We start from the raw sequence: 18,225 nt of genomic DNA, 5'->3' as shown, positions 1-18,225 counted from the left end.
TCATTACGACTGTCTTTTTTCTTTTATCCGAAGCGGTTTATACACTTTTCATAAACCCACAGTGCATTCAGCAGCAATGCGCTTGTGATGAGAAATACAAATTTCAGCGTTAACAGAGTCATTATAAGCAGCAAAAAAAGCCAAATCATATGAGTGATTTGGCTTTTTTGCACGTTTTTAAGACATCTCTTGCAGACGCTTTAAACTGTTTTTCCAATTCGCTTCAATTGCTTCTAAAGCAGCGTCGGCATCTTGTTTTTCGATCACGCTGATGATGTTTGAGTGCTCGTTATATGATCTGGTCAACGCATCATCTTCGCTGAAATAACGAATTTCCATTCTCTGTATTTTCACTTTCAGGCTCACAAGCAGTTTGTGAAGCTCAGGGTTGCCCGCCTGCAGGATGATGTGATGATGAAAAGCGTTATCTGCTTCGAGAATGGCTAATTTGTCGCCTTCTTTCAATGTTTGAAGCAGATTTTCATTAAGCTGTTTCAGTTCTTGAATAACTGCGGCGGTCATATGCGGGAGGGCCTTTTCCAAAGCAAGTCTTTCGAGTGTCCAGACAATGGAATAGATGTTTTCCGCTTCTTTTAATTCAATTGGAGCCACCAGCGTCCATCTGTTTGCTTTTGTTATGACCAATCCGTCATCTTCCAATCGCAATAAGGCTTCCCGTATCGGAGTGCGGCTGATACCCAATGTTTCCGACAATTCCTTGTCCTTTAACTTCGTTTCCGGCTTAAGCTTGCCCGATATGATCCAATTTCGGAGTGTATGGTACACTTCGTCCCGCATAATGGTTCTTTTTAACACAGGTTCTTTTTTTGGATTATTCAATTGAACACCTCATGAATCGTAATATACTGCATATATTACTTGCATTTTACCACAGTCCAAAGGCTGTTAAGAAATGAAGAGGTGATGTCTATGAATGAATCGAGCCGAAGTGCTTCACCTCAATATTCTGAAACTCGGCGGAACCGCCTTCAGAAAAGAGGGTGATTCCTTGGTCCTTGGATTTCGGAAAGACTTCATTTGTAAAAACGGTTTTTCCATCGTCCGCAAAGACTTCAATGCTTGTTTTGTCCACGAGGATTTTCAGATGTACGCGCCGTTTGTTTCCATCAAAGGGAGCTTTGCTTTCGGCATATGTCCCGCTTTTGTCGGGCTGATCTGTAAACGCTCTGTTGACATAAGCATAGCCGTCTTCTGCTGAAATACCAACGTCAATGTGCCGCTTTTGGTTTTCCGATTCTCTGAGTCTTACGCCCGCGTTTTTGAAATCTGACCAGGCCATATCCATCTCCAGCTGATACGCGGTGCCTTTAATTGGCAATGTTTCAGAGCCGTTCACCGTCATGTCTTCTATTTTGTCAGTAGAAGAGGTTAATTGACTCAATGCTTCAACGGGCTCTGAGATGAGGCTGTATGAGCCGCCGTCCTGGTGCTGAAGGCGGATTTCACGGACGATGGAGTCTGTGCCGTTAAAGCCGTTCTTTTCGGTCGGCGTCTCATTTGGATAATCCCAATTGTTCATCCATGCCAGCGCATACCGCTTTGTTAATGGATCTGTGCTTTTGCCGTCTTCGAATGTGACTCCGCCGTACCAGTCAAAGCCGTAATCCAGCCATTGCGGTTCGGATTGATCAGCAGCAAATTCTTTTCCGTCAAAGTCTCCGGTCCAATAGGCGTACGTATTCGGTTTGCCCTGCGGCTTGCCGTTTGCGCTCGCGCCGAGAATCCACTTGTACGTCCCGTCATCTGCCCGCATCATATAAAGGTCGGGGCATTCAACAAGGCCGATCTCCTGTGTAACAAAGCCGCCTGTATAATGCCAATCCTTTAAATCGGGAGATTCATAAAAGCCGATCTTCTCGCCTTCAGCCATGGCCATCACCCATTTTCCGTCCTTTTCATCCCAAATGACTTTCGGATCCCGGAAATCCTTTGTGCCCGGATTTTTCATAATCGGCTGATCACTGTAGGATGTAAATGTTTTTCCTTTATCCGTGCTGTACCATAAATATTGCTCCTGGCTTTTTGTTTTTGCGGAGGGCTGCGTCACAATTGCCACAATCGCGTTTTTGCCGAAACCGGCCGTGTTGTCTTTATCAATGACGACAGAACCGGACCAAATGTCGCCGTTTTGATTTGTATATTTAGGAATGGCCACACCTTCATCTGTCCAGTGCACCAAGTCCTCTGATACGGCATGCCGCCATTCTGTGCCGTTTCCGTCCGGGTAATCTCGGTTATAAAGATAGTAGTAATGATATTTCCCCTCAAAAAAAATCGGTTTTTGGGGATCGTTTTTCCATTTGTCCGGGGTTGTAAAATGGTATGCCGCCCGGTAGTCCGTCTCTTGAGTTGGTTTTGTTTTTGAAGGGTGATTGCCTTTGTCCGGCAGTAAGCCGACAAGCAAGAATGCCCCCAAAAACACCAGTGCTGTAATGGACCATTTTCGTGCCATTATTCATTCACCGCTTTGTTGAGAAATAAAAGAAAATGCCAATGGAGTATCGGCATTTTCTTTTTTCTTTATTATTAGTTGACCGTCAGCTGTCCTTGTTCAAGAATGCTGTTTTTAACAACAGACGTTTTCTTTCCTTTAATATTCATTAAGAAGCTTGGCGCAAATGTTGCCTGCTTGTCTGCAAAGAAGCCTCTGTTTGTCATGTAGCTTGTGATGACGACATTATTTCCTTTTGCTTGAGGTACTGCAAAGTGAGAGTAAGTAAAGGTCACGTCGTTAGGATCAAGATCCATTTTCAGCACAAGACCTGTTTTGTTCAGCGGTTTGTATGGACCAGTTAAGGAATTAGATACATAACCCAGCATATAAATGTCGTTTGATGTAATGCCGTCGATTGTCATTTTTGATCCTCGTGAATCAGTGAACAAATACCATTTGCCGTTCATTTTGAAGACATTCGCGCGTTCGATTTCATCTGTTACTGTATTAGAAGTAATCAGCGGCTTCATCACTTTTTTCAGTGTGTAGTCGTCGTTTAATTCAACGATGCCGAGTGCGCCGTTCGCTAATTCAGCATCACGTTTTTTAGCGCTCTGCTGAAGCTTCTGACTTTCCTTGCGGAAGAAGCTTGTGCTGTTGCCATAGTATGCTTTGTTAAATAAAGACTCTTCGCCTTGGTAGCCGTCTTCTGTTCCAGTGTTAGCTTCGAATACAAGGTATTTATGGCCTTTGTCTTCGACATAGTGAGGGTCTCTCAGCGTATGGTTGTCGCCGGATGTATAATTCCCTTCATCGATAAACTGCTGAATGTTCTGATATGTTTTGCCGTCGCCGTCAAAAATCGTTTTATGATCTTCAACTCCGTTGATATTGAGCGTGTCATCAGATTTTGATACATTTACCTGCGCCGTTGTCAGACTTTGTTTGCCGTAATGTTTACCGGAAAAGTCAGTGTAGAATAAACGGATTTTACCGTCGGATGTAAATGTTGCTGATCCTGACCATTCTTGCGTCTGATCTTTCAAGATTGAATCATTTGCATCGAATTTATCGCTGTCTTTAAAGACGCGGCCCGCATTTTTCCAGCCGTCAATCGAGTTGTCTCCGACCTTTTGATAAAACATGTAGATCGATGTGTCATCAGCGTCTTTCGGACTGCCGGCAAGAGCAAATACGATGTGGTAGCCGTTGTATTCAGCGACTGTTCCGTCAGCGTTTTGCAGCGGCCAGCTATCCCAGACATCCAAGCCTTTTGCGGAAGAAATATTTTTAATCGTTGATTGATCAAATTGAGGCACTTGATATTTTTCGCTTTTTTGCTGTTCAGGGATTTTCAGCATATCATGGCGTGTAATATGAGATACGCCGTACGTTTCTTTGTATGCTTTTTGGTTATTTTCTTTCGCAAAGGTTTGAGTAGCGCCCCCTGCCAGCAGTGCAGTCGTAAAGGTTAGAACTGTTGCTTGTTTTACAATTTTTTTGATGTTCATCATTCATGTCTCCTTTTTATGTACCGTTTTGGCGATCTGCTTTTCCAGCCCTCCTGCTTTCATAAATGACAGGTCAGTTACACAAAAAAAGACCTAAAATATGTAAGGGGTGACGCCAAAGAATACACTTTGCCCTTAACACATTTTAGGTCTTGCCTGCTTAATCAGTAACAATCCTGCATTATTTGCTTTTCGAACTCATTCTATTAGACTCTGATTCGGATGACAACTGGTCTATTTACCTCTTTTGCATTGATAGAAAATGAAAAAAGCCCTTGTAATATATGGGTCAATGAGACTATTTGTTTTTGATTGCACGACAAAAGCCTCTCTAAACAAGAGAGGTCATTTTTGCTTCTTTATGGATAATAAAGCGATTGTTCCTAAAATCAGCAGCGTCCCAAGCCATTCCGATAATCCAAAGGGCACATGCAGCCATATGACCGCTAAAAAGGCTGCGGACAGCGGCTCTGCACAGGCGAGCAGGCTGGTTTCAGAGGCGCTCAAATATTTCAGGCTTTCCAGGTAGCAATAGAAAGCGATGAGTGTTCCAAAAATGATAATAAACACTATGGCTGCATAAGCGGACAGTGACCATTGACCTTCAAAATTCCACGGCCGGCGGACAAAGCTGAGCGCGATTCCGCCGATCAGCATGCCCCATCCGACTACGATAGCCGATCCCCATTTCTTCAGAAGCCGGTGAGGCTGCAATGTATAGAATGCCAGTGCAAAAGCCGAGCTGATACCCCAAAAGATTGCCCAGCCGGACATGGACAGGCTGCGGACATTACCGTGTGTCACAAGGATAAATGTGCCTAAAACGGCCAGCAATACAGCGAGCAGCTCTTTTCCTGAAGGAAGCCTTTTTGAACGAAGCGCTAAAAAACAAGTGATAATGGCAGGTCCTAAATATTGAAGGACGGTAGCGGTGGCCGCATTCCCGTGCTGAATAGCCGCAAAATAGGTGTATTGAACGCCTAACATACCGAAAATACCGAATAAGAGAAGAGAAAATCCGTCTCGTTTGTCCTTCCAGACAGACCAGATGCGCCGTTTTTCTTTTCGGTAAGCAATCCCCAGCAGCAATATGCCTGACATCAATAAACGCACTGAGGTTAACCACTCTGTATTAAAATGTTGGTGCTGAAATAGATACTGGGCGACCGTTCCCGAAACGCCCCATAATATAGCCCCGATGAGCACCAGCACAATTCCCGTTGTTCGCGAGTAAGAAATAGCTGCGTTTTTTTCCAATATAAAATCCCCCGTACATCGTGTTGCGGCGGCTGTATTTACAGATTCTGAAAATTCGCCTTTTCATGTGATATATTATATATCACATTTCATATGCGGTCAAAATGATTTTGAGCTTCAGCTTCTTGTTGACTCTGACGCTGCGTTATAGCCTACACTTGATTCATCTACAGAAAGGAGTGTGGCATATGGAAGCTTATCCGATGCCTATGTTTGCCAAACTGACAGTTCAGGACGTGAAAAAATCGATTCAATGGTATAGAAAGGTTCTTCATTTCACAGCTGTGTTTGAGCTGACGGACGATGATGGGAATGTCGTAATGGCTCACATAAGAAGGAAGAAATATCAGGATCTGATGCTGGTGCTTGGTGACACTCACGGTGCTTTCCAAGAGGAGAGAGTGATTCTTCAGTTTGCTGCAGATGACGTGGATGCGATTGTGAAGAATGGCGGGGCCGACATCATAGAGGGACCTGTTATCCGGCCTTGGAACGCCCGGGAACTGGTTTTAAAAGATCCGGACGGATACGTGCTGACGTTCTCAATGAGAGTGGATCATGAGAAAACGTTTCATGATGTGATTGACGAAGTGACCGGCTAATCATACGAAGGATACACAAAAAACACCCCAGCGGGATAGCCGGGGTGTCTGTCTGTCATTTATTCTGCAATCGCATCTGTTAAGACAGGAACAACTTGTTTCTTTCTGGAAACAACGCCTTTTAACAGAGCTGTGTTGTTTTCTAAAGTGACGTTGAACGCTTTTTCCACTTTTGACGCTTGATCACCGAGGGCAAGCGCGAGTGAATCGTTTTCCAGGATATCTGTAATCACGAGAAGGAACAGGTCAAGGCTCTTTTCAGCGATTACTTTTGAAAGAGCTGCTTCTAGTTCCGGCTGGCGCTTTCTCACGTCTTCAATATCCACTGTGTTAACTTGAGCGATTTCGACTTTTTTGCTGCCGAGTGTGAATTCTTTCGCATCAAGAGAAATCAGTTCTTCCACTGTTTTTTTGCTTAAGTCAGCGCCTGCTTTCAGCATGTTTAAGCCGTACTCCTCTGCATCAACGCCGGCAATGGCAGCAAGTTCTTTTGCAGCTGCGACATCTTGGTCAGTGCAGGTCGGGGATTTGAACAATAGAGAATCAGAAATGATCGCTGACAGCATAAGTCCCGCGATTTCTTTTTCGATCGTTACGTTATGCTCTTTGAACATTTTGTTAAGGATTGTAGCCGTACAGCCGACCGGTTCCGCTCTGTAGTAAAGCGGCTCGCTCGTTTCGAAGTTCGCGATTCGGTGATGGTCGATGACTTCAAGCACTTGAACGTCTTCGATGTCCTTGATGCTTTGCTGGCGTTCATTATGGTCAACGAGAATTACGCCGTTTACTTCGTTTGCCGCTGTTTCGACAAGGCGAGGGCTTTCTTGCTTGAAGTAATCAAGCGCGTATTTCGTTTCTTCATTTACTTGGCCGAGTCTGACCGGTTCAGCGTTTACGCCGAGCTTGTTTTTGAGATTTGCATAGGCAATGGCAGAGCAAATGGTATCAGTGTCTGGATTTTGATGTCCGAAAATAAGAATTTTTTCCATAATAACTCCTTGTCCTTTTTAAAGTAGTGTAAACATTCTTTTTATAGTTTAACACGTCTTGCGGAAGGTGTAATCTTCAAAACCTTAAAATTTGATGTGAAAAAGGAGCATTTTTGTTGTGAGGAACGGGGTGATGCGAGTAAAATACTGGGTAAGTCAGATGCTAAACAGCATATAGTATCAAAAAAGGTACTATGGAGGATGAGAGATGAATATTTATCCGAATAAAGAGGGATGTCCGGTTGAATTGACGCTTTCCGTGATCGGCGGGAAATGGAAAGGGATTCTGTTTTATCATATGATCGGCGGAAAAAAGCGATTTAATGAGTTTCGGCGCATCTGCCCCAGCATTACGCAGCGTATGCTTACGCTTCAGCTTCGGGAGCTTGAAGCGGACGGCATCGTGCATCGCGAGGTGTATCAGCAAGTGCCCCCAAAGGTGGAATATTCGCTTACCGAGTTTGGCAGGTCGCTTGAGCCGATCGTGCTGCAAATGAAAAAATGGGGAGACGCCAACAGAGAGAATCTCGAATCGTATCGGAAAAAAACGGTCCCCCAGAATCAATCCGCCCAAAAATAAGAAGCAGCAAAGGAATACGTTTCCTTGCTGCTTCATTTTATTTCATAGCAATGGCTTTTCTCGCATTTCTGACATCGTTTCTCAGCAATTCACTGAGGTTGTAAGCCGGGTATTGGCTGTGTTCTTCCATATAATCAAAGACCATTTGGTGCCACTTTATGGCCGCGTTTAAATGTTTGACGAAGACATTTCTCAATTGCGGTGTGGCTGTCTCTGTAATGGCCCAAGCATAACTGCGTACAGACGTCTTTGCCATACTCAGCAGGCCGCCGCTGTAAAAAGAGGAATCGGCGCGTTCTTCGGTTTCATCTTCACGAAAGCCGGGAGCCTCCGGGAAAAACGGGAGAAGCTCTCTCAAATTTTGTTCAAGCGATTGGATGGAAAATCGATAAAGCTGTTTTAACCTGGCATCGCTTACTTCGCGTTCCGTTCTTTTTAACTTCACAAGTCCGTTTGCCTGAAAAGCGACCAACTCATGCATCTCTAACGTTTCATGCCATGCCAATGTTCTCCGCTCAGTCATGTAAGAATCTCCTTTATCAATCATTTTCAATATCAGCATATGCCCCGGTGCGAATGTTGTTCATGATGTTTTGAAGTTTTCAGAAAGGGAAATTCATTGTAAAGGAAAAACGAAATAGAGGTGAAATGATATGTGGGACATGATAAAGAACTTTTTCCTTTTCAGCAGCGGCGTGTTACAGGCAACCACTCTTTTACTCGTCATTATTGTATTGTTATATGTACGGAAAACGAAAAAGAAAAATCGAGATACCTCTGGTTTCATGGATGATCAGGATAACTGATACAACGGGCATTCTTTCACTGGAATGTCCGTTTGTCTGTTCAGATGTTTCACATGGAACATTGCGCCTGTTTGTGCTGATTTTACTTGCGATTTCGACTTATGTTAAAATATAAACGTGTATTTTAAAGAGTTTATGGAAAAATCAGGTCTGATAAGAAACGTTGCGGCGTCAAAAGAGCAGTCGTCTAAGCTGCTCTTTTCTATTCGTATGTTGTGAACGATACGAGGTTTGAGGTGAGTAAGTGAAAAATACAAGGGCTTTAATGGAAGGCGCTATTTTAATCAGTATTTTTGCAATCATTTCGCTTTTGATTGTATACATCCCTTTATTAGGAGCCGTTCTTTTCTTTGCTTTACCGCTGCCAATCATTCTCTACACCATTCGGCACGGACTGAAGCTGGGAATGTGGATGAGTATTGTCAGTCTTCCCGTTGTGTTTATCGTCAGTTCGTTCAACGGTCTTGCCGTGGCGTTTATGGCAGCGTGTGCTGGAATCGCGATGGGGTATTTTTTTAAGAAGAAACAGCCCGGATACGCGGTGGCGGGCGGAGCTATTGCTTATGTGCTCTGTATCGTCGCTTATTTTGTGATCAGCATACTGGTTTTTAATATGAATGTGATTGATCAAACAATGACTCAGCTTCGTCAGTCACTGTCTCTGACAGAATCCATGGTAAAACAGATGGGTTATGAAGGCCAGATGGGAGAGCAATTGAAGCTGATGGAAAAGCAGTTAGGCACTGTTCAATATCTTTTCCCGACAGCCATCGTGATGGCAGGCGTTGTCTTTTCTTTCCTCAGTTATTTTATCGCACGGCCGCTCTTAAGGCGATTCTCCCCTGATCTTCCGAATATCAAGCCTTTTAGAGAGCTGAGATTCCCGCAAAGTGTTGTGATTTTGTATTTTATTGTGACGATATTAGGATTTCTGCCTTTAGAAAAAGGGCATATGCTGTATTCCGTTTCATTAAATGGGGGATTTATTCTCAGCTTGCTGATTTGTATTCAAGGGTTAGCGTTTATTTTCTTCTATTGCCATGAGATGAAGATGCCGAAGGCGGTTCCGGTGATTGCGATTGTTATCGGTTTACTCTTTCCGGTCATCATGTCATTGTATCTCCTCTTAGGCATTATAGACATAGGCTTTAACATAAGAAATAAGGTGACGCGAAATTGAGTGTGACTTACAGGTGGGGAGTTGATAGAAATGCCTAGTTTTTATGAAAAACCGTTGTTTCGGTATCCCATCTATGCATTGATTGCATTATCAATCATCATAATCCTCATCAGCTTTTATTTTAACTGGATCATAGGAGCCGTTGGTGTTTTACTGCTCGCCGTTATTTTGTATTTCATTAAACGTGCCGATTCTCTGATCAGAAAAGAGATTGACGACTATATATCCACGTTATCCTATAGGTTGAAAAAAGTAGGCGAAGAGGCATTAATGGAGATGCCTATCGGGATTATGCTGTTTAATGATCAATATTACATTGAATGGGCCAATCCTTTCCTGTCTTCCTGCTTTAATGAAAGCACGCTTGTCGGGCGCTCGCTGTACGATACGTGTGAGGCGGTCGTGCCGCTGATTAAGCAAGAGGTCGATTCGGAAACGATCACGCTGAATGAACGAAAGTTTAAAGTGGTGATCAAAAGAGATGAGCGCCTGCTGTATTTCTTTGATGTGACAGAACAAATTCAGATCGAGAAGCAATATGAAAATGAAAGAACCGTTTTGGCTTATATCTTTTTGGATAACTACGATGATGTCACACAGGGGCTGGATGACCAAACGAGAAGCACGATGAACAGCCAGGTCACCTCCTTATTGAACGCGTGGGCGCAGGAGTTTGGGATTTTCCTGAAACGGACGTCCTCGGAGCGGTTTATCGCTGTGTTAAATGAACACATTTTAACCGAGCTTGAAAACGCGAAATTTTCGATTTTAGATGAAATTCGTGAAAAAACGTCCGTTCACAGTGTGTCCTTGACGCTGAGTATCGGAATCGGCGCATCGGTTTCTTCTTTGAAGGAGCTTGGCGATCTGGCGCAGTCCAGCTTAGATTTGGCGCTTGGACGCGGAGGCGATCAAGTTGCGATTAAGATGCCGAACGGCAAGGTGAAATTTTACGGCGGGAAAACGAATCCGATGGAGAAACGCACAAGGGTCCGCGCCCGAGTGATTTCTCATGCGCTCAAGGAAATCGTCTCAGAAAGCAGCAACGTCATCATTATGGGGCATAAGTTTCCTGATATGGATTCTATCGGAGCCGCAATTGGGATTTTGAAGGTGGCGCAGGCCAACGGCAAGGGCGGCTATATCGTCATTGACCCGAACCAAATCGGATCGAGCGTCCAGCGCCTTATTGAGGAAATTAAGAAATATGAAGAGCTATGGTCGCGGTTTATCACGCCGGAAGAGGCGATGGAAACCTCAAACGATGACACGCTGCTTGTAGTGGTGGATACACATAAACCGTCGCTTGTGATGGAAGAGCGTCTTGTGAACAAAATTGAGCATATCGTCGTGATCGATCACCACCGAAGAGGCGAAGAGTTTATCAAAGATCCGCTGCTCGTCTATATGGAGCCGTACGCATCCTCAACTGCCGAGCTTGTCACGGAGCTGCTTGAATATCAGCCGAAGCGCCTGAAAATCAATATGATTGAAGCAACGGCCCTGTTAGCTGGTATAATAGTGGATACGAAGAGCTTTTCCCTTCGCACGGGCTCGCGCACCTTTGACGCTGCTTCTTATTTAAGAGCGAAAGGCGCTGACACGGTTCTGGTGCAGAAAGTCCTCAAAGAATCGGTCGGTTCTTATATTAAACGGGCGAAGCTGATCCAGCATACGTCTCTTTATAAAGAAACCATTGCGATTGCTTCTCTTCCCGAGAATGAAGAGGAGTACTTCGATCAAGTGCTGGTCGCGCAGGCTGCTGATTCCCTCTTATCCATGAGTGAGGTGGAAGCCTCATTTGCCGTAGCGAGACGGGATGAGCACACGGTGTGCATCAGTGCGAGATCGCTTGGCGATGTCAATGTGCAGATTATTATGGAGGCGCTGGAAGGCGGAGGGCATTTAACCAATGCGGCGACCCAGTTATCAGGCATTTCTGTTTCAGAAGCGCTTGATCGGCTGAAGGATGCCATTGACGAATATTTTGAAGGAGGCGTTCAGAGATGAAGGTTATTTTCTTACAAGATGTAAAAGGTAAAGGAAAAAAAGGCGAAGTCAAAAACGTAGCAGACGGTTATGCACATAACTTTCTCATTAAAAAAGGCCTCGCTGTTGAAGCAAATGCATCAAGCATCAGCGCATTGAACGGACAGAAAGAAAAAGAGAAAAAAGAAGCGATTGCGGAGCTGGAGCAGGCGAAGGATTTAAAAGAAACGCTTGAAAAGCTTACGGTTGAGCTGAGTGCCAAATCCGGAGAAGGCGGCCGTCTATTCGGGTCTGTCACAAGCAAACAGATTGCAGAAGCGCTTCAAAAAACGCACAAGATTAAAGTGGATAAGCGGAAACTTGAGCTGCAAGACGGTATCCGCGCACTGGGTTATACAAACGTTCCTGTAAAGCTGCATCCTGAGGTTCAGGCTGTACTGAAGGTTCACGTAAAAGAGGAAGCGTAACATATATAAAGTGTGAAGCTTAAATAATGAAAAACCCGCCGTTCTCGGCGGGTTTTTTCATGTCTGCAGACGGGGCGAGTCTGGAAATGAGGAGAATGCTTCATTTCTGATGGTTGCGGGATTGCATATTGTAATAGATCATGACAAAGGAGTGTTGATATGAAGCGTTTTTTTCCTGAGAACTTCTTTTATAACCCGGAGAATAAAAAGGTGCTGGAAGACTATCGGCTGATCGGAGATGGAAAAGACGGGGAAGTCTATCGCTTAACGCATAACAAATGCTTAAAATACTTTTTCAAAAAAGAGACATACAAGAAGGAATTGGAAGCTCTGAAAATCGGGCAAACGTCCCCGGTGATTCCCCGGCTGTATGAATACGGAGATTATTATATTGTGATGGAATACGTCCAAGGCACTTCCCTCGCCCGCCATATCAAAAAAGAAAAATTCCTATCCTTAAAACTAACAGCTGACATTTTAGATATGCTGGATGAATTAAAAGACCTCGGTTTTACGAGATGGGATGCCGAAATCAGGCACATTCTAATCAACGAACACGGTGATCTTAAAGTGATCGACCATAAAAGAGCTTTTTCCACCGTTGCCCAAGTGCCTGTAAAACTATTAAAAGGATTAGAAAAATACGGCTTGGCGGATGATTTTTTGCACAACATGAAAAAATTGAATCCATCCCGTTACCGGGAATGGCAGCGGCAGCTGTAAGTTTCTGAAAATCCGCATATGTAAGTTGCCTTTTTTTGGGGCAGTCATATGATATTTGTAATATTTGTTGGTGGAGTGTGGAAAAAATGGAAGAATACATTATGATTGTTGGTGCTCATCCTGATGATGAACTATTGGGATCAGCAGGAACCATAAAACGGTTAATCAATGAAGGATATAAAGTTATTTCCATCATTACAGCTTTAGGCAGAAAAGAAGAAGCTCATCACATTAAACAATTAGGTGAACGTGCGAATCAGGAGCTTGGAATTGAGAAAATCATCTTTCTGGAGCATGCGAATTTAGAGCTGGAATGTATGCCTCTTCATAAGCTTGTGAAAGAATTAGAGCAATACATTCACGCCTATCAGCCTAGTAAAATCTTTACTCATCATTACGGTGATATCAATATTGACCACCAGAAAACATTCCAAGCTGTCTTAACAGCCGCCAGACCGCTTCCACACCGAAAACCTATTGAACTGCTTACGTTTGAAACGTTATCTTCAAGCGAGTGGGAGAGGAATACGGCAGATAAACTCTTCAAGCCTAATTACTTCGTTAATATCACAGATACTATGGACGCCAAACTCGCGGCGCTTAACCACTATGATGTAGAAATGCGGGATTACCCTCATCCCCGTTCATATGAAGGCGTCAAACATTTAGGAAAAGTCAGAGGGATGACAGCAGGTGTGGAATACGCTGAAGCATTTGAAGTCATACGGAGGATCTGGAAATGATCAAGACATTTTCTGTCCCTTATCCGTACATGGTTCAGACGCTTGATCACTATTATGGAATAAAAGCCCCTCCGAAAAAAAAAACAGCATTAAAAACTCAGCTGAAAAATGAACATCTCATTCCGCGATTATACAGTAAAAAAAAGAAGCTATCCATTTTAATCACCACTTTTTGGGACTATCCGCATACCGGCGGTTTATCCAATTATATTAAAACCCTTAGTGAAGGACTTAAAAAGGAAGGGCATAAGGTGGATGTCATATCGCCTAAACAGTTTCCGGCCGCAAAGGTAAAAGAATTGCGCGCGGCTGCTATCCCAAAATTGAAAGATTTCTTTACAGACAGATACGGGGATTACAACGATCATATTTTGAAAAATAATCGGCTGATGTTTATATACGAGCAAATGCTTCAAACGCTTAATTTGGAAAAATATGATGTGTTTCATGCTCAAGATTTATTTACAGCCAATATATTAGGCAGGTTCAACCGAATCTATAAAAAACCGTTACTGTTTACACCGCATGGCATGTTCACTTTCAACAGACTTAAATTTCACATATTTAAAAAAGGATCGGTAGAAGAGTTTTATTATAAAAAATTAGAGATGAAAGCCATTGAATACGCAAATCATCTGATTATTCTCAGCGATACGTTTCGCAGTCCGCTAATGAAGCTTGGAGCAAAACAAGAAGACATGACAACGGTGATCACAGGAATAGATTACGATGTAAAAACAGGCCGGGAGAAGAATATCCCGTTTCCGAAAAATAAGATCATCATCGCATGTATTGCAAGATTAGGCCCGAGAAAAGGACATAATTATTTATTGGACGCACTCTCGCAAATTCCGTCCGATTTACTCCATCATGTTGAAGTACTGATCGTGGGCGACGGAGAGAGAAGGAGTGCCTTAGAGGAACAGGCTCGGAAACTGAATCTCTCAATGGTCTCATTCCTGGGGAAAAGAGGAGATGTTCCCGCTATTTTGGATAAGACGGACATATTCGTACTGCCGACGATTAATGATAGTCTGCCTATTTCTATAATTGAAGCGATGTTTAGCGGCTCGGCTATTATCGCTACAAATTGCGGAGGCATTCCGGATCTGATACAGCATAACAAGACAGGGATTATTGTCGAGCCGGGAAATGCAGAGGTTCTTGGCCGGGCTTTAGCGTTTTTTATCACAAACAAATCTGCACGGAAGCAGGCTGCTTCGAATGCAAAGACCTACGCTGCTAAATATTTAAGCAGTGAGACGATGATAAAAAATATCGAATCCATTTATCAAAATACGATCAGCGCGGAGGGAGATCATGAAACATGAACATGCGGCCGTTGTGCTTGATTTTAGTGCAAACGGGATCGGGATGATTCGAAGCCTGGCCCGAAGAGGAATAGATGTTTACGCGTTTGACACGGAGGAACCTTATCGTATTGGAAAATCAAGATTAGCAACATGCGGTATATGCCCAAGCCCTTTAACACAAGAGAAAGAACTTCTGGCATTTCTGTCTGATTTTGCGAAGCAATTCCAAGTCAAGCCGGTATTATACGCAGGGTCCGATGACTATGTGGGATTTATATCCAAATACCGCGAAACGTTAGCCGGATTTTTTTTATTTTTGCTCCCGAGTCACTCGCTGTTGGAAACTGTCTTAGATAAAGATAAAGCATATGAATTAGCGATTCAACATGACATCCCTTGCCCGAAAACCTTTTTTCCGAACAATCAAGATGAGCTTGAAGAGGCCATCGCAAATATCGAGTTCCCGTGTATTTTGAAACCGGTGACCGGCCACGAATTTAGAAAAAAAGTAAACAAAAAAGCAATTGTTATGAAGGATGCAGCACAATTGCGCAAGGAATACCAGTCCTACAGAGAAAATGGAAAACTGCTCGTGCAAGAAATCATTCCCGGGGACAATCAGTGTTTTTATAAAGTCGCCACTTTTTATGATGACCAAATGAAGTTGCTCGGCTTATTTTCTCTCCAAAAAAACCACCAATTCCCTGCTGATTTTGGTACGGGCGCTCACGTCTTAAGCAAACGAATTCCTGAATTAATAGAGAAGTGCCTGCCGTTTTTTGAAGCGATTCAGCTGAAAGGTATCGGTATGGCAGAATTTAAAAAGGACCCTCGTGACAATGTGTACAAATTTATAGAGATTAATCCGCGCTTCTGGCTCACCCATAGTCTCACAGAACAGGCAGGGGTCCATTTCGTTTACATGTATTATCTGTATGTGACTGGACAGCATGTGAAGCCTCAGCTCGAACAAATAGACGGAATCAAGTGGATTTACGGGGTCCGTTACTTTTTAACATTTTTGCAGAAACGAAAAAGAGGAGAAATGACGTTCCGGACTTTTTGGAAAGGATGCAAAGGAAAAAAAGAGTATGCCCTATTTGCTTGGAATGACCCGATGCCATTTATCAGAAGCACTTGGTCCCATCTCAAAAACAGCTGGAAACGGAAGCGGAAGGAAGATCGGCATGTATGAAAAGGATCTTTTATATAACGCATTTCAAAAACTGAGAATTGACGAAAAATTATCGTATTCGTTTGGCGAAAAGGCGGCGGTGAATCCGGACGGCATCACATGTCTGAAATCAACAGACAGAAGCGCCATTTATAAACTGCTTGTGAAAAAGAAATCCGGCACTGTTCCGCTGATTTTGAAGGTGTATAAATCTTCCCGTGAAAAAAACGCGGTCGAGATTAATATATACAGGAAAGCCCGTTCTGTTTTAGGGGATTTGCTGCCGGACATATATCTTATAGAAGAAAGCAGCCGTGAAACATGGATATTTATAGAGTTTGTCAGTCAGATCAGAGGACAGCTTACATTTCATCCTAAGCACTTCAGATATATTATTCCGTCTGTCGCTGAACTGCACAGCCGCACCTTTGAAAATAAGAATGTTTCTGACGGAAAATGGCGGTCATGGCTTCCGGTATATGAATCGGAAACCATGCGGAAGGGACGTAAAAAGCAGATAAAAAAGACAGCGGAATTACTTGATAGGGCCCTTGAAGATGAGCGCACAAAAGATATCGTAAAGCCCCATTATCGGCAAATCACAAACTTGCTGGAGCACAAGGGTCCGGATTTCTTCCCTGAATTGATACAAAACGGCTCAGCGATTACACACGGTGACCTTCATATGCAGAATATCTGCACCCACAATGCGTCCGGAGATGAACCGTGGGATATTCAATTCATAGATTGGGAATCAGCGAAATACGCGCCGGTTTGGTTTGATATGGTTGTGCTGGTTGAAATTTTACTCGGTTTCAGAAAAGATTGGAGCAAGCATGCAGAAGACATTCGGACTTACTGCGTGAAAGTGTATACGAAAGAAATGAAAAAGCGGGGCATTCATTTTCGGACTCCTCCTATGACTCTTTATAAAATGGCCTACTTGCAGAGAACACTGGAGAAAGGGCTTCATACTCAATTGCGCAGAATCTTCGACAATCGGGGAGGGGAGCTGCTGCCGTATCATTTAGATAAAGTGTCACAATGGGGCCGGGAATTAGGTTTATAGGTTTACAGAGAGGGGGGAGCGAGTTTTTGAGAGAAGAGATTGGAAAGTCAAACAGTCTGGTGCCTCTCACATTATTGCGCGTAATGGATCAATTTTATGGTATCGAACATCAAAATGAACAAGAAACACTGCGGCCATTTGGTGTGGAAAAAAAGAGCTCTTCCAAAAGAAAAAAGCCATTGCGTATTTTGTACGTGACCTTTCTCCGTTACCCAAATGTCGGTGGATTAGCGAGTTATATTGCGTCAGTTAAGACAGGTTTTGATCGCATCGGTCATCGGGCAGATGTCATCTCGCCGCTCCAGATGCCGCCATCTTTTTTTCAGGAAGATATCCCGCGGGCCGCTGATGACATCAGGGCGTTTCTTTTTGGCAGATACGGAGCCGCAAACGAAAAAATTGTGAAAAACCTTAGCTATTTACATGTGTTTCAGAGATTTTTGAATGAAAAGGATTTAGAACAATATGATTTGTTTCACGCGCAGGATTTATTTGCGGTATTTTTGATGGGATACCTCAATCAGAGGTATCGGCGGCCGCTCTTTTTTACGCCTCACGGACATTTTACTAAAAGCCGGATAAAGTTTCATAAAATACAAAAGGGTTCACTTGAAGAGGCATACTTCAGCGAAATAGAAAGACAGGGTATTCGGGCATCGGACAAAATCATTACAATCAGCGATTCCTTTCATGCGCCTTTAATGGATTACGGCGCGAAGGAGACCCAGCTGACGACTGTTTATACCGGCATTCAATTTCAAACCGCACCGCAGCAAAAAAGTGCTGAAAAGCTTGTGATTACGTGTGTTTCCCGTCTGACAGAGCGAAAAGGACATGACGTGCTGCTGGACGCCCTCGCACAAATTCGGCAGCATTTGTCCGGGGTTGAAATATGGATAATCGGAGACGGAAACATGAGAAAGATTTTGGAAGAGAAGAAGCAAAAACTTGGTCTTTCCAGTGTGGTTTTCTTCGGAAAACGACATGATGTGCCAGCGCTTTTGGCTGAATCATCTATTTTCGTCCTGCCCACGCTAAACGATAATTTTCCCGTAGCGATCATCGAGGCTATGTTTTCCGGTAAAGCCATTATCACATCTGACTGCGGGGGAATACCTGAAATGATCCGGCATGAGAAAACAGGGCTGATTTGTCAGCCCGGAAATAGTCGCGAGCTTGCTGATGCTCTCGTATTACTGATTACGAATAAGTCTCTCAGAGAACGGCTCGGAAAAGAAGCACACTCATATGCCACGCAGTATCTGCGGCAGGATATCATGGTCTCAGGAATAAACAGTGTGTATCATTCATTTCTATAAAAAAGATCGGAACTTTTAGAGAGTGTGCTTTTTTCATGATGAAGATGG

18 protein-coding genes are annotated in these 18,225 nt (G+C 43.5%); 12 read left to right on the top strand and 6 right to left on the bottom strand.

Going from position 1 to position 18,225, the window contains the following annotated elements; genetic code table 11:
* Positions 1-177 precede the first annotated feature (177 nt).
* The 4 genes from KY305_RS04665 to KY305_RS04650 form a co-directional block, all read right to left on the bottom strand.
* Positions 178-840, bottom strand: coding sequence for a GntR family transcriptional regulator (locus KY305_RS04665; RefSeq protein ID WP_223061546.1), 663 nt, complete (start codon positions 838-840; stop codon positions 178-180).
* An 88-nt stretch (positions 841-928) separates the two neighbouring features.
* A complete protein-coding gene (locus tag KY305_RS04660; RefSeq protein ID WP_223061545.1) occupies positions 929-2,473 on the bottom strand; it encodes a glycoside hydrolase family 32 protein in 1,545 nt (514 codons plus the stop codon).
* A 74-nt stretch (positions 2,474-2,547) separates the two neighbouring features.
* A complete protein-coding gene (locus KY305_RS04655) occupies positions 2,548-3,966 on the bottom strand; it encodes a glycoside hydrolase family 68 protein (RefSeq protein ID WP_223061639.1) in 1,419 nt (472 codons plus the stop codon).
* 345 nt (positions 3,967-4,311) lie between these two features.
* Entirely contained in the window at positions 4,312-5,226 is a 915-nt protein-coding gene (locus KY305_RS04650) for a DMT family transporter (protein WP_316252431.1), read from the bottom strand.
* Positions 5,227-5,411: 185 nt separating this feature from the next.
* Between KY305_RS04650 and KY305_RS04645 the strand changes: the two genes are divergently transcribed.
* Complete coding sequence (locus tag KY305_RS04645; protein WP_223061544.1) at positions 5,412-5,825, top strand: VOC family protein; 414 nt, start codon at positions 5,412-5,414, stop codon at positions 5,823-5,825.
* A gap of 59 nt (positions 5,826-5,884) precedes the next feature.
* On the opposite strand, the gene KY305_RS04640 is transcribed toward KY305_RS04645, so the two are convergent.
* Complete coding sequence (locus tag KY305_RS04640; RefSeq protein ID WP_214800285.1) at positions 5,885-6,814, bottom strand: manganese-dependent inorganic pyrophosphatase; 930 nt, start codon at positions 6,812-6,814, stop codon at positions 5,885-5,887.
* Positions 6,815-7,022: 208 nt separating this feature from the next.
* Here KY305_RS04640 and KY305_RS04635 point away from each other — a divergent pair, with 208 nt between their 5' ends.
* The gene (locus KY305_RS04635) at positions 7,023-7,394 is read left to right on the top strand and encodes a winged helix-turn-helix transcriptional regulator (protein ID WP_223061543.1); all 372 of its coding nucleotides are present in this window, start codon (positions 7,023-7,025) and stop codon (positions 7,392-7,394) included.
* Positions 7,395-7,431: 37 nt separating this feature from the next.
* Here KY305_RS04635 and KY305_RS04630 read toward each other — a convergent pair whose 3' ends face one another.
* On the bottom strand, positions 7,432-7,917 hold the full coding sequence (locus KY305_RS04630) for a spore coat protein (RefSeq protein ID WP_214800283.1): 486 nt from the start codon (positions 7,915-7,917) through the stop codon (positions 7,432-7,434).
* Positions 7,918-8,047: 130 nt separating this feature from the next.
* On the opposite strand from KY305_RS04630, the gene KY305_RS04625 reads away from it, so the two are divergent.
* The 10 genes from KY305_RS04625 to KY305_RS04580 all read left to right on the top strand — a co-directional run bounded on the left by KY305_RS04625 (position 8,048) and on the right by KY305_RS04580 (position 18,177).
* The gene (locus tag KY305_RS04625) at positions 8,048-8,200 is read left to right on the top strand and encodes a hypothetical protein (RefSeq protein ID WP_214800282.1); all 153 of its coding nucleotides are present in this window, start codon (positions 8,048-8,050) and stop codon (positions 8,198-8,200) included.
* A 244-nt stretch (positions 8,201-8,444) separates the two neighbouring features.
* A complete protein-coding gene (locus tag KY305_RS04620) occupies positions 8,445-9,380 on the top strand; it encodes a YybS family protein (RefSeq protein WP_223061542.1) in 936 nt (311 codons plus the stop codon).
* A gap of 30 nt (positions 9,381-9,410) precedes the next feature.
* Positions 9,411-11,390, top strand: a complete 1,980-nt coding sequence (locus tag KY305_RS04615) for a DHH family phosphoesterase (RefSeq protein ID WP_223061541.1) — start codon at positions 9,411-9,413, stop codon at positions 11,388-11,390.
* Positions 11,387-11,836 carry a 50S ribosomal protein L9 gene (rplI, locus tag KY305_RS04610; RefSeq protein WP_061523429.1) on the top strand — a complete coding sequence of 150 codons (450 nt, stop codon included), beginning with the start codon at positions 11,387-11,389 and terminating at the stop codon, positions 11,834-11,836. The genes KY305_RS04615 and rplI overlap by 4 nt, the downstream gene beginning before the upstream one ends.
* Before the next feature lie 159 nt (positions 11,837-11,995).
* Positions 11,996-12,559, top strand: coding sequence for a protein kinase family protein (locus KY305_RS04605; RefSeq protein ID WP_223061540.1), 564 nt, complete (start codon positions 11,996-11,998; stop codon positions 12,557-12,559).
* A gap of 86 nt (positions 12,560-12,645) precedes the next feature.
* On the top strand, positions 12,646-13,302 hold the full coding sequence (locus tag KY305_RS04600; RefSeq protein ID WP_223061539.1) for a PIG-L deacetylase family protein: 657 nt from the start codon (positions 12,646-12,648) through the stop codon (positions 13,300-13,302).
* Positions 13,299-14,633, top strand: coding sequence for a glycosyltransferase family 4 protein (locus KY305_RS04595; RefSeq protein ID WP_223061538.1), 1,335 nt, complete (start codon positions 13,299-13,301; stop codon positions 14,631-14,633). Before KY305_RS04600 ends, KY305_RS04595 begins: the two co-directional genes overlap by 4 nt.
* Positions 14,623-15,810 carry a carboxylate--amine ligase gene (locus tag KY305_RS04590; protein WP_223061537.1) on the top strand — a complete coding sequence of 396 codons (1,188 nt, stop codon included), beginning with the start codon at positions 14,623-14,625 and terminating at the stop codon, positions 15,808-15,810. The genes KY305_RS04595 and KY305_RS04590 overlap by 11 nt, the downstream gene beginning before the upstream one ends.
* A complete protein-coding gene (locus KY305_RS04585; protein ID WP_223061536.1) occupies positions 15,803-16,858 on the top strand; it encodes a phosphotransferase in 1,056 nt (351 codons plus the stop codon). Before KY305_RS04590 ends, KY305_RS04585 begins: the two co-directional genes overlap by 8 nt.
* Positions 16,859-16,884: 26 nt before the next feature.
* Positions 16,885-18,177, top strand: a complete 1,293-nt coding sequence (locus KY305_RS04580) for a glycosyltransferase family 4 protein (protein ID WP_223061535.1) — start codon at positions 16,885-16,887, stop codon at positions 18,175-18,177.
* The last annotated feature ends 48 nt before the right edge of the window (positions 18,178-18,225 follow it).

Origin of the sequence: Bacillus sp. YC2, assembly GCF_019891195.1 — a bacterium.
Lineage (GTDB): Bacteria > Bacillota > Bacilli > Bacillales > Bacillaceae > Bacillus.
Note: the sequence above shows the minus strand (reverse complement) of the source record. Positions and strands in the feature narration are given on the sequence as shown.